Annotated in this window: 9 protein-coding genes, 1 tRNA gene and 1 pseudogene; 7 read left to right on the top strand and 4 right to left on the bottom strand. The window is 38.2% G+C overall.

All coding sequences use genetic code 11. The features are described 5' to 3' along the window. Positions 1-6: 6 nt before the first annotated feature. Positions 7-2,109 carry a copper-translocating P-type ATPase gene (locus tag I215_RS07330; RefSeq protein ID WP_008991330.1) on the top strand — a complete coding sequence of 701 codons (2,103 nt, stop codon included), beginning with the start codon at positions 7-9 and terminating at the stop codon, positions 2,107-2,109. Further along, entirely contained in the window at positions 2,110-3,324 is a 1,215-nt protein-coding gene (locus I215_RS07325; protein WP_008991329.1) for an MFS transporter, read from the top strand. 43 nt (positions 3,325-3,367) lie between these two features. On the opposite strand, the pseudogene I215_RS07320 reads toward I215_RS07325, so the two are convergent. From I215_RS07320 to I215_RS07315, 3 genes and pseudogenes are all read right to left on the bottom strand, one after another. Continuing rightward, a pseudogene (locus I215_RS07320) lies at positions 3,368-3,808 on the bottom strand (ParB/RepB/Spo0J family partition protein); the annotation flags it as partial. A gap of 21 nt (positions 3,809-3,829) precedes the next feature. Beyond that, positions 3,830-3,952 (bottom strand): hypothetical protein, encoded by a 123-nt coding sequence (locus I215_RS16575; RefSeq protein WP_262486273.1) that lies wholly within the window; start codon positions 3,950-3,952, stop codon positions 3,830-3,832. Positions 3,953-4,346: 394 nt separating this feature from the next. After that, positions 4,347-4,428: transfer RNA gene (locus I215_RS07315), tRNA-Leu, on the bottom strand. Positions 4,429-4,535: 107 nt separating this feature from the next. Between I215_RS07315 and I215_RS07310 the strand changes: the two genes are divergently transcribed. The 5 genes from I215_RS07310 (at position 4,536) to I215_RS07290 (ending at position 11,812) form a co-directional block, all read left to right on the top strand. Then, a complete protein-coding gene (locus I215_RS07310) occupies positions 4,536-5,924 on the top strand; it encodes a dipeptidase (protein WP_008991327.1) in 1,389 nt (462 codons plus the stop codon). Between the two features lie 164 nt (positions 5,925-6,088). Further along, positions 6,089-7,480: an aminopeptidase P family protein gene (locus I215_RS07305; protein WP_008991326.1), complete on the top strand. Its 1,392-nt coding sequence runs from the start codon at positions 6,089-6,091 to the stop codon at positions 7,478-7,480. A 30-nt stretch (positions 7,481-7,510) separates the two neighbouring features. Next, positions 7,511-9,748: a S9 family peptidase gene (locus I215_RS07300; protein WP_008991325.1), complete on the top strand. Its 2,238-nt coding sequence runs from the start codon at positions 7,511-7,513 to the stop codon at positions 9,746-9,748. Between the two features lie 149 nt (positions 9,749-9,897). Further along, entirely contained in the window at positions 9,898-10,791 is an 894-nt protein-coding gene (locus I215_RS07295; protein WP_008991324.1) for a metallophosphoesterase, read from the top strand. A 313-nt stretch (positions 10,792-11,104) separates the two neighbouring features. Beyond that, positions 11,105-11,812 (top strand): SGNH/GDSL hydrolase family protein, encoded by a 708-nt coding sequence (locus I215_RS07290; protein ID WP_008991323.1) that lies wholly within the window; start codon positions 11,105-11,107, stop codon positions 11,810-11,812. A gap of 4 nt (positions 11,813-11,816) precedes the next feature. On the opposite strand, the gene I215_RS07285 is transcribed toward I215_RS07290, so the two are convergent. Then, a complete protein-coding gene (locus tag I215_RS07285; protein WP_008991322.1) occupies positions 11,817-12,146 on the bottom strand; it encodes a 2Fe-2S iron-sulfur cluster-binding family protein in 330 nt (109 codons plus the stop codon). Positions 12,147-12,213 lie beyond the last annotated feature (67 nt).

Here is a 12,213-nt window from a genome sequence, read left to right as displayed (position 1 = left end):
ACAATAATGGAAAATCACGAACACCACAATCACGATGAAATGGACCATTCTAAAATGGACCATTCGAAGATGAAACACAAAAAAGAAGACCATTCTAAAATGAACCACAAAGGTGGGGACCATTCGGGTCACAATCCGGGTCACGGTCAAATGGGCCACGACCATCATAAAATGATGATTGCCGATTTCAGGAAACGGTTTTGGGTAACCTTAATCTTGACCATTCCCATCCTCATCATCTCCCCGATGATCCAAGGGTTTATTGGGTATGAGTTCCTGCTTCCCGGAAACCAATATATATTATTTGGCCTTTCTTCTGTAGTGTATTTCTATGGCGGCTGGCCATTTATTACCGGATTTTGGTCCGAAGTTAAAAAAGGTGCACCAGGGATGATGACCCTTATTTCTATGGCCATTACCGTGGCTTACGTTTATAGTTCGGCAACCGTGTTCGGCTTAGAAGGAGTTGATTTTTTCTGGGAACTGGCTACCCTTATCGCTATTATGTTGGTAGGACATTGGATAGAGATGAAAAGCGTCTTGGGAGCATCAAAGGCCTTACAGCTTTTGGTAAGTATGATGCCCGCAGAAGCCCATAGGGTAAAGGGTGATACCATAGAAGATATTCCGTTGGAAGATTTGTTAAAAGATGATGTCATATTAGTAAAACCAGGTGAAAAGGTGCCTGCTGATGGTATTATAACAGAAGGCACCAGCTACCTGAATGAATCTATGCTTACTGGGGAGTCCAAACCAGTTAAGAAAGAAATAGATGATAAGGTTATTGGAGGTTCGGTAAACGGTAATGGCAGCATAAAGGTAAAGGTTGAGCATACAGGAAAGGACAGTTATCTCAACAAGGTGATCACAATGGTTGAAGAAGCACAAAAGTCCAAATCAAAAATGCAAAACCTCTCGGATAGAGCTGCAAAATGGCTTACCTATATCGCATTAGGTATTGGATTTGGCACATTGGCGGTTTGGCTAATTTTAGGCTTCCCTTTTGTGTATGCTTTGGAGCGTATGGTAACGGTAATGATTATTGCGTGTCCGCACGCTTTAGGTCTTGCCATTCCATTAGTGGTCGCTATTTCTACTGCGGTTTCTGCACAGAATGGATTATTGATTAGAAATAGAACAGCTTTTGAAGAATCCCGAAAAATAACGGCATTATTATTCGACAAGACTGGAACATTGACCAAAGGTGATTTTGGTGTAACAAGGGTTGAGTCGGTCAATCAGAAATATCCACCTAAAGAAATTTTGAGGCTTTCAAGTGCATTGGAACAGAGTTCTGAACACCCTATTGCGGTTGGAATAATTAAAAAAGTAAAAGAAGATGAAGTTATTATTCCGAACCCTGAAAACTTTAACGCAATTACCGGTAAAGGAGTCGAGGCGAACGTAGAAGGGAAAGAAATAAAAGTTGTAAGTCCCGGATATTTAAGGGATGAAAAAATAACTATTCCAGAGGATGCCTATAGCGATGCCGCAGAAACTGTTGTTTTTGTCTTGATTGATGGAAAACTGGCAGGATACATAGCATTGGCGGACGAAATTAGACCGGAATCTGCCGATGCCATCAAAATTTTCAAAAAGAATAATATAAAAGTTTTAATGGCTACCGGTGATAATGAAAGAACTGCCAAAGCTGTTAGCGATAAACTCGGCTTGGATGGATACTACGCCGAAGTTTTGCCACATCAAAAAGTGGAAATAGTAAAAGAATTGGAAAGTAAGGGAGAGTTTGTGGCAATGACAGGAGACGGAGTGAACGATGCACCGGCTCTGGCTCAAGCCAATGTAGGTATTGCAGTAGGTTCTGGCACAGACGTAGCCGCTGAAACCGCGGATATTATTTTGGTAAACAGCAACCCACAAGATATTGCTAACTTGATTTTGTTCGGTAAGGCTACATACAATAAAATGATCCAGAACCTTGTTTGGGCAACGGGATACAACGTTATAGCCATTCCGTTAGCTGCTGGAGTGCTTTATTCTACCGGTTTTGTTTTGGGCCCAGCCGTTGGAGCTGTACTTATGAGTTTAAGTACGATTATAGTGGCTATCAATGCGCAATTATTAAAGCGAAAAATCGGTAAAAAATAAATGGACAAAAAAGAAAAACTCAACAGGATATTTTTAATCCTGTTGAGTTTATTTGTAGTGATGTTGGGCTATGGTATTTTATTGCCAACCCTTCCCTACTATACCGAAAGATTAGCTTTAGGAGATAACCTAGATACTGATTCGATTAACTTTCATATTGGTTTTTTGACCAGTATTTATCCGCTCTTCCAGCTTCTTTTCGTTGTACTCTGGGGCAGGCTATCCGATAAATACGGCCGTAAACCCATTATCATTGTTGGGCTAATCGGCTTTGTAATTATGCAATTACTTACCGGTCTTGCTACATCATTGACGATGCTATATGTTGCTCGCATCTTTGGTGGTATTTTCACGTCATCAGTTATTCCAGTTAGCAACGCATATTTGAGCGACATTACTTCTGAAAAACGAAGAACAAAAATAATGGGTTGGTCGGGTGTTGCCATTAGCTCTGGTGTTATTTTTGGCCCTGTCATTGGTGGCTTTCTGTCTCAAACTGACCTTCATTTAAAATATACGATAGGTCTGCTGCATTTAGACCGATTTTCAGTACCCTTTTTGTTTGCCGCTCTTCTAGGACTTATAGTCTTATTTGTAGTAGCAAAATGGTTAAAAAACACCACTCGCGTACATACGTTCACAACACAAAAAGCGAGCTTGCGATTCACATTTACCAAATATTTTGTCGTATTACTTGGTCTGTCGTTTGTCATCCAATTTGTAGTAACGCTGTTTGAAACTGTCTTTTCAATATATGGGAAAGATGAATTAGGATTTAACAGTAACCAAATAGGTATTGGTTTTATGCTATGTGGTTCAATAATGGCTGTTTTACAACCTTTGTTCGCTACTTACGGAGAGAAGTTTTTATCCACAAAGAAACAAATTGCATTAGGGTTGTTTATATCTGGATTATCCTTAATTGTCTTTCCCTTTTTTAAGAATGAATACTTGGTATATGTGTTAATCGTTGTTTTCGCTGCTGGAGGTGCTATGGTAACCCCAAATTTACTTTCTGCGGTCTCATTAATATCAAAGCAAAATACTGGCAGGAACATTTCTATTCAGAGCTCTACTAATAGCGTTGGTCAAATTCTAGGGCCTGTTTTAGGGACTTGGTTACTCGCAGGTGGTTTTTACTACCCTTTTATAATTGCTGGCAGCATTGTCTTGGCTGTTATTGGTTTTTTATTCTTTTTCAAAAATCCACCATAAAAAAATAAGCACATAACCATATTTATTGATAATTAACCCAAATCTAAAGCCCCAAATATTTTATTTTAGCCCCCAATGAAATCGTCATTTCGCCATCGCGGACAAAGTGTTTGAAACCGTCAATCAATCCAGCTAATTTTAAACGCTGTCTGATGAAGTTATCCGTTCTACCCAATCGCTTCGCAATTTCGGTAGGTGCATATTTCTCACTTAGGTAAGCAATCGCCTCGGCTTCTTCGGTAGGCTCGACATCCTGCCTTTGCAGGTTCTCGATAATCTGAACTTCCAGAACATCATTGTTATCATAAGTTCTAACGATACAGGGTACGGTCTTTTTTCCTGCCAGTTTGCTTGCACGATATCGGCGTTCGCCCATCACGATGACGTAATGGCCATTTAGTTGCCTTACCGTGATTGGCTGCAACACACCGTGCTTTTCGATACTCTCAGAAAGCTGCTGCAAGGCATCATCATTAAAAGTTTTTCTGGGCTGTTCAAGGTCAGGCTAGATGTTGCCCAATGGTAAGTTCTGAATTTGAAGTGCGGATGTTTTCTTTCCACTCACTTCTTTCTTGGCAGTAGATTTCGCTCTACTGCGCTTCTTTGTGGTACTCGCTTTTGTTGTCATAATACTCAAATTTTTGATTAAACAATATTTGAGCAGAAACCAAACGGAAGATAAAATCTTGGCTCAAAAGGAAACGGAATAAATAAGTAGAGGAAGAAGCGTTGGCTTTATGCCGTAGTCTTTTGATGGAAGTATTTTACGAGTTTACCTTGCGTGTATATTGTATGGTAATATACCCCTCTAACGAAGAACAGAGGTTGAGAAAACCTAAAATTTATTGATCCCCAATACGGAAAATAGGATTTGGTATCAAATGAAAGGATATAGTATTAAAGTCAATTCGGTTCTGAAAAAAGGTAAAATGTTGTACCTATGTTGTACCCAAGGTCAAAAAGCGTGAAGAAAACCCGCATTTATAAAATGAAAAAGCCGAAGATTTCTCTTCGGCTTTTTGTGCGGGTGAAAGGAGTCGAACCTTCACACCTTGCGGCACTAGATCCTAAGTCTAGCGTGTCTACCAATTCCACCACACCCGCCTGTGTGTTTTGTGGGTGCAAATATAAATCTATTTTTTAAAAATCAAACTTAATAATTAAAAAAATCTTCTTTTTTTGGTACATTTGAAGTTGTAACAATTTACTTCATGGAAAATTTAAAGTCGTATATCAATACGAACAAGGATCGATTCATTTCTGAACTCATAGAATTATTAAAAATGCCATCCGTAAGTGCTGACCCTGCATACTCTCATGATGTGCTAAATACTGCCGAAGCCGTTAAAGTCGCTTTGGATAAAGCAGGTTGCGATTATGTTGAGGTATGTGAAACTCCTGGTTATCCTATTGTTTATGGAGAAAAGATTATTGATAAGACCTTGCCAACAGTATTGGTGTATGGGCATTATGATGTTCAACCACCAGACCCTGTTGAACTCTGGGATTCTCCGCCATTTGAACCTGTGATAAAGAAAACAGAACTACATCCAGATGGTGCAATATTTGCACGAGGTGCCTGTGATGATAAGGGTCAGATGTATATGCACGTTAAGGCTCTAGAGTATATGACCCAAAACCAGCAGCTACCTTGTAATGTGAAATTTATGATTGAAGGTGAAGAAGAGGTGGGTTCTGAGAGTTTAGAATGGTTTATATTAAACAACCGTGAAAAGTTAAGTAACGATGTTATTTTGATCTCAGATACTGGAATGATAGCCAATGATGTGCCTTCAATAACTACTGGTTTAAGAGGGTTGAGTTATGTCGAGGTTGAAGTGACCGGCCCCAACAGAGATTTACATAGTGGACTCTACGGAGGTGCAGTAGCAAACCCAATTAATATTCTAAATAAAATGATCGCTGGGTTGCACGACGAGAATATGCGAATTAAAGTTCCAGGCTTTTATGATAAGGTCGATGAGCTATCAGTTGATGAACGAACTGAGATGGCAAAGGCACCCTTTTCTTTGGAATCCTACAAATCAGCTATAGGAATTGAAGATGTTTATGGGGAACATGGTTATACAACCAATGAAAGAAGCAGTATCCGTCCTACTTTAGATGTTAATGGTATTTGGGGTGGATATATTGGGGAAGGAGCCAAAACAGTTATTCCAAGTAAAGCATATGCTAAAATATCAATGCGACTTGTACCACATCAAGATTGGAAGGAAATCAGCGAATTATTCCAAGCCTATTTTGAGAGTCTAGCCCCCAAGGGAGTAAAGGTAGTTGTCAAGCCACACCACGGTGGCTATCCATATGTTACACCTATTGATAGTCTTGGATATCAAGCTGCAAGTAAAGCTTATCAAACTACCTTTGGAAAGCTTCCAATCCCGCAAAGAAGCGGAGGTAGTATTCCAATTGTGTCATTGTTCGAACAGGAATTAAAAAGCAAAACCATTTTAATGGGGTTCGGATTAAACAGTGATGCCATTCACTCTCCAAATGAACACTACGGTATTTGGAATTACCTTAAAGGGATAGAGACCATCCCATACTTTTACAAATATTTTACTGAATTAAATCAGTAAACAAGTACTTAAGATATCAAAATACACCATTTTCATTACGCTCCCTTATCATGAGGGAGCGTTATTATAATTACCTCATGTTGGTAGAATATTACCCAGTTTTAAATGAAAAATTGTATTATCCATCAATAATTGTCAAATTTGGATCTATAAATTAAATTGTAATGTTTTCACAACAAGTTTATATCAGTAGAAGAACTGAACTAAAAAAGAATTTAAAAAAAGGAACAGTCTTGCTTCCAGGTAATGGTGAAAGTGGGATGAATTTTAAAGATAACTGGTATCCTTTTCGCCAAGACAGTACTCTTTTATACTACACGGGTATAAATATCCCTGACGTCTATTTTGTATTGGACATTGAAAATGACCAAGAAATACTTTTTGGAAATGATCCTACTCCAGAAGAAATAGTGTGGATTGGGCCGACTACACCACTTAGAGAATTTGCAGAGGCTTCTGGAATTAAAAACATAAAACCTTTAAGTGAATTAGCGGATTATTTCGCTAAAGGAGCTCCGACTAATAAAATTCATTATTTGCCTCCATATAGAAGTGAGACTAGTGTAAAACTGCATAAGCTCCTCGGTATGCCAATAGCAGAGGTCAATTCTAAATGTTCTGTTTCCTTGATAAAAGCTGTGGTCAAACAACGTGAGGTTAAGCAACTAGAAGAAGTTGAGCAATTACGTAATGCTGTTAATATTACAGCTCAAATGCATACCTACGCTATACAAAATGGTCGAGCAGGGAAAACCGAAAAACAAATTGCAGGAGACCTTCAAGCAATTGCAATTGGTGGTGGTGGAAATATATCTTTCCCAATTATACTTACCGCCAATGGACAATATCTGCACAATCATGCTTCCGAAAAAAAGCTCATTGATGGAGAACTCGTTTTATGTGATTGTGGAGCCGAAACTGCTATGGGTTATGCAGGAGATATGACAAGAACATTTCCCGTTTCAGAGCGCTTTACTGAATTACAAAAACAAGTATATAATATTGTTCTTGATGCGCATAACACTGCCATTGAGGCGCTAAAACCTGGGATAAAATTCTTAGATGTTCATCTACTTGCTTCCAGCAGATTAGTAGAAGGTTTAAAAGGTTTAGGCCTAATTAAAGGAGACACTCAAGAAGCTGTGTCAAAAGGTGCACATACATTGTTTTTTCAATGTGGTTTAGGGCATATGATGGGGTTAGATGTTCACGATATGGAAAATCTTGGCGAACCTTATGTAGGATATACAGATACACTTAAGAAAAGTGATGTCTTTGGATTAAGGTCCCTAAGACTTGGAAAAGAACTTCAAGAAGGCTTTGTGATTACCGTTGAACCAGGATTGTATTTCAATCCTTATCTGATAGATGCGTGGAAGGCAGAACAAAAGTTAAGTGAATTTATCAACTATAGCGAAGTGGAGAAGTTCAAAAACTTTGGAGGGGTGCGCATAGAAGAAGATTTTTTAATTACTTCAACGGCAAGTAAATTATTAGGGGATCCCTTGGCCAAAACCGTCTCTGACGTTGAAGAGTTAATAAATACCTCTAAATAATAGTAACATAAAAAGGCGGTCCATTAAACAATGTTAATAAAATTCAAATACCTTATCTGTGTTTTATTCCTTAGCTGTTTTATAGCACAGGCGCAAGAGGAACTTACTTTGGAAGCAATTTATAATTCCTCCAAATACAGCACTCAATACCACAGCCAAATTTTTTGGATCTCTAAAGGCGACGCGTATATCACCATTGCTACCAATGAAAATGGAGGAAAACAGCTGATAAAACACGCTAGTAAAAATAATAATAAAAGTATATTTTTATCTTCACAAGCCTTGACTCCAATTGGAGCTACCAAAGCCTTAGATGTGGAGGCATTTAGTTTAAGTGATGATCAGTCCAAGGTTTTGATTTTTACCAACTCAAGTAAAGTATGGCGATCTAATACAAAAGGAGACTATTGGATATACGATTTTAAACAGTCCAAACTAAGCCAGATCGGAAAACAATTTCCATCCTCTTCTTTGATGTTTGCAAAATTCTCCTGTGATAACAACAAAGTAGCCTATGTGGCTGATTTTAATATTTTTATCGAAAATATAAATACGGGGCTTATTGAGCAACTTACCACTAATGGCAGTACTACGCATATTAATGGAACTTTTGATTGGGTTTATGAAGAAGAGTTTGGAATGCGAGATGGGTTTTCTTGGAGTCATGACGATGAACATATTGCCTTTTGGCAATTAGATGCCTCTGATACGGGGACCTTCTATATGATCAATACTACGGATTCATTGTACTCAAAACCTATTGCATTACAATATCCAAAAGTTGGACAACCACCTTCCAAAACTAGGGTAGGTGTCATAAATACCGAAGATGGAGCCATAAATTGGATACCTATTCCTGGAGATCCAGTCCAACATTATCTCCCAGGCATGCAATGGGTGAGTGAAGACTTGTTGCTTATTCAACAAATGAATAGAAAACAAAATCAGCTTATTATTTATAGTTATAAGGTAGATTCAGGTGAACTCAAAAAGGTGTATACCGAAAACCACAGTGCTTGGGTAGATTTGCGATATCCGGATGTGTCTTCAAACCACTGGGGCGGTAATGAATTGTTGTTAACAGATTCCAATAAATCCTTTTTGAGAATGACAGAAACGGATTCGTGGCGTCATGTATACAGAATAAATATAGCCACAGGTGAGCAAACCTTATTGACACCTGGAGAATATGATGTAGCTACAATTTACGCTCTTTCAGATAATGAATTGTATTTTAGTGCCTCTCCTGATAATGCTACACAGCGGTATTTGTACAGTGTGCCTCTTAATGGAAAAGGAAAATTAAGAAGATTAACACCGCAGGATTATAGTGGGGTTAACACCTATGATATTTCACCAAACGCAAAGTTTGCCATCCATAAGCATAGCAATACTGAAAGACCAACTACAGTACAATTAGTACGTTTGCCTAATCATCAGCTTGTCTCAGAATTAGTGACTAATGATCATTTAAATGAGTCACTAAGACAATTAGATTTACCTACGACCTCTTTCTTTAAGGTCACCACTGAAGAAGGAGTAGAAATCGATGGGCGTATTACCAAGCCCGCTGACTTTGATTCAAATAAAAAGTACCCAATCGTTTTTAATGTATATGGAGAGCCATGGGGACAAATGGCCATTGATAGTTGGATAGGAATGTTTGATATTTACCTAGCAAGTAAAGGCTTTGTAATTATAAAAATGGATAATCGAGGTACGCCTTCTCTAAAGGGTAGTCAATGGAGGAAATCCATCTACAAAAAGGTGGGGGTAATCAATACTCGTGATCAAGCACTTGCCGCCAAGCAAGTCTTGAAATGGCCTTTTGTTGATAAGGATAGAATTTCCGTATGGGGGTGGAGTGGAGGAGGTTCCATGACTCTTAACCTGATGTTCAAATACCCAGAGATTTATCAAACTGGAATTTCAATCGCTCCAGTTTCACATCAATTGTTATATAACAATGTATATCAGGAGCGGTATATGGGGCTCTCTACAGAAAATTTAGAAGATTATATCGCAGGCTCACCTGTGAGCTATGCAAAACATTTGGAAGGAAATCTGCTATTAATTCACGGCACTGGAGATGATAACGTTCACTACCAGAATGCAGAATACTTAATCAATGAGCTAATACGTAACAACATACAATTTGACATGATGTCTTATCCAAATCGTTCACATGGTATTTATGAAGGTGAAAATACCTCCATTCATCTCTACACACTGATTTCTAATTATCTGTTAGAACATAACAAAGAATAGCTAGCAAAACAGTGTTGTTTTTACTAGAAAACCGAGGTATCCCCTCGGTTTTCGCAAATTAATAGTTGTCAGAGAGATAGTTGAGTCTAGAATTTCACCAATAATTTAGCCTTAACAGTGTCAATATTTTCTTTACATTTACTGTTGCTATGTCAACAGAAATACGCTTGAACAAGGCTTTTAAAAATGCCATTACTATCCCTTTTGACGATAACTCTAAATTTATAATTTTTAGTGATTGCCATCGTGGTGATAATAGTTTTGCTGACGATTTTGCCAACAATAGAAATACCTATTTCCACGCCCTTAAAGAATACTACAAAAACGGCTTTACCTATATTGAATTAGGTGACGGCAATGAGCTGTGGGAAAACCTCCACTTTAAAAGTATTTTCGAGGCACATAAGAATGTTTTTCTTCTGCTTAAGGAATTTCATGATGATAACCGGCTGCATATGGTGTACGGTAACCATGATTTGATTTATAACGATCAACAGGAAATAAAAAAGCATTATGATAGCTGGAGGGATCCCAATTCTGGAGAGCAAGTTCCATTAATGCCAGGGCTTAACTATCATGAGGCTATCCTGCTTCGCCATGCTAATACAGGACAAGAGATTTTTATGGCGCATGGACATCAAGCCGATTGGTGGAACCACCGATTTTGGCCCTTGAGTAGGTTTATGGTTCAAGTACTGTGGAGGCCTTTACAAGTAGTTGGGATATCAGATCCCACCAGCCCAGCAAAGAATAATAAGGAGTTATTTAGGGTAGAAAGACGAATCAAGAAATGGATCTTAAAAAACGATTCTACGATGACCATCACTGGTCATACTCATAGACCGAGATTTCCTGAACCAGATGAAATTCCATTTTTTAATGATGGGAGCTGTGTTTTCCCTCGTAGTATAACAGGAATTGAAATAGAGCGCGGAACCATTTGTCTAGTGAAATGGTATGTGGATACTACCGATCAAGGTTTTCTTCAAGTTGTACGGACTGTTTTAGAAGGACCGAGAAAATTAAGTGACTACCAACGGTAAAAAATCCTATAGATTATTAGAACTGATACGGATTCCTATTGCTATTGGCAATAAGAGATCGTCCTTAATAAACAATGACGAAATAACTCCATAGGTTTAACAAAAAATAAAAAATTTCGGGTAAATTACTGAAATATTGGTAAATTGCTTATGGAAACAAATAGTGTCTAGGGAGTCCTTTATAAGCATTTTAACCGTATATACTCCAAAATGTTTTCTAAGGAATTGATACCCATGGAGAATCTGGTTAGTATACCAAGGCTCTTTTAATTTAAAACCCTTAGATCACTATTTTGTTTGAAACCATAATGTGATGAGAAAAATAGTATTTATTATAGGAGTGGTTGCTCTTTTTGTTGGATGTAAGGGAGCTGCCGTAGGTGGTGGTCAAGGAGCTTCCGATTTAGAAAGACAAACTGTAAAATACCTTGCCTTAGGGGATAGTTATACACAAGGAGAAAATGTTTGTGAATCCTGTAGCTTTCCTATGCAACTCATGGAACGAATAGCCAAAGAGGAAAAGGTAAAGGTGAAGACTGAAGTCGTAGCTCAGACTGGTTGGACTAGCGCCGATTTAATCAGTGGACTGCGTTTGAAGCAACTTGGAAGCGATTATGATCTTGTAACCCTGCTCATAGGGGTAAACAATCAATATCAGAATAAAGATATAGCCTCATATGAATTGGATTTATCTAGTTTATTACTTAGAGCTGTTCAATACGCAGGCGGTGATAAGAATAAAGTGATTCTAATTTCCATACCTGATTATGCCTATACTCCAGAGGGACAAAGCAGTCCAGACCCCTCTAGCATAAGTTCCGCTATAAATCAGTACAACGAGGTTGCTAGAAAGTTAGCTGCTGCAAATGGAATTACCTTTGTGAACATTACAGATATCAGTAGGCAAGGCTTGGCCAATACAGATTTAGTTGCGGAAGATCAACTACACCCATCGGCTACGGCCTATAGCAGTTTTGTTTCAGAAATTCTCTTTGAAATTAAGAAAAAGCAATTGTTTTAGTCTACTAGACCTCTGGAGCTAACTCTACTTCAAGACCATTGAGTTCCTCGGTCATTTGTATTTGACATCCTAAACGTGAATTGTCTTTAACGTTAAAAGCCTCCGCCAACATGAGATCCTCATCATAGCTCATCTCAGGTAATTGGTGATCAGAGGTTACATAGCATTGACAAGAAGCGCACATTGCCATACCTCCACATACGCCAATTGTTCCCTCAGGAGCCAATTCATAAGATCGGACCACCTCCATTAAATTCATTGCCATATCAGTGGGCGCATCTACCTGGTGTACTACACCATCTCTATCTTTTATCTTTATCGTAATATCAGACATTCGTTGGAATTTTAAGCTGGTAAAATTAAATAAAACTTTTTATAGTCTACTAATTTGCTAGAGAATA

The sequence above is a fragment of the Galbibacter marinus genome, from assembly GCF_000300875.1.
Lineage (GTDB): Bacteria > Bacteroidota > Bacteroidia > Flavobacteriales > Flavobacteriaceae > Galbibacter > Galbibacter marinus.
This window is presented reverse-complemented; position numbering and strand designations above follow the sequence as displayed.

What these genes read in the sequence shown, in the direction of transcription:
- I215_RS07330 (WP_008991330.1), top strand. Translation starts at nt 7, where the DNA reads ATGGAAAATCACGAACACCACAATCACGATGAAATGGACCATTCTAAA.
- I215_RS07325 (WP_008991329.1), top strand. Translation starts at nt 2,110, where the DNA reads ATGGACAAAAAAGAAAAACTCAACAGGATATTTTTAATCCTGTTGAGT.
- I215_RS16575 (WP_262486273.1), bottom strand. Translation starts at nt 3,952, where the DNA reads ATGACAACAAAAGCGAGTACCACAAAGAAGCGCAGTAGAGCGAAATCT.
- I215_RS07310 (WP_008991327.1), top strand. Translation starts at nt 4,536, where the DNA reads ATGGAAAATTTAAAGTCGTATATCAATACGAACAAGGATCGATTCATT.
- I215_RS07305 (WP_008991326.1), top strand. Translation starts at nt 6,089, where the DNA reads ATGTTTTCACAACAAGTTTATATCAGTAGAAGAACTGAACTAAAAAAG.
- I215_RS07300 (WP_008991325.1), top strand. Translation starts at nt 7,511, where the DNA reads ATGTTAATAAAATTCAAATACCTTATCTGTGTTTTATTCCTTAGCTGT.
- I215_RS07295 (WP_008991324.1), top strand. Translation starts at nt 9,898, where the DNA reads ATGTCAACAGAAATACGCTTGAACAAGGCTTTTAAAAATGCCATTACT.
- I215_RS07290 (WP_008991323.1), top strand. Translation starts at nt 11,105, where the DNA reads ATGAGAAAAATAGTATTTATTATAGGAGTGGTTGCTCTTTTTGTTGGA.
- I215_RS07285 (WP_008991322.1), bottom strand. Translation starts at nt 12,146, where the DNA reads ATGTCTGATATTACGATAAAGATAAAAGATAGAGATGGTGTAGTACAC.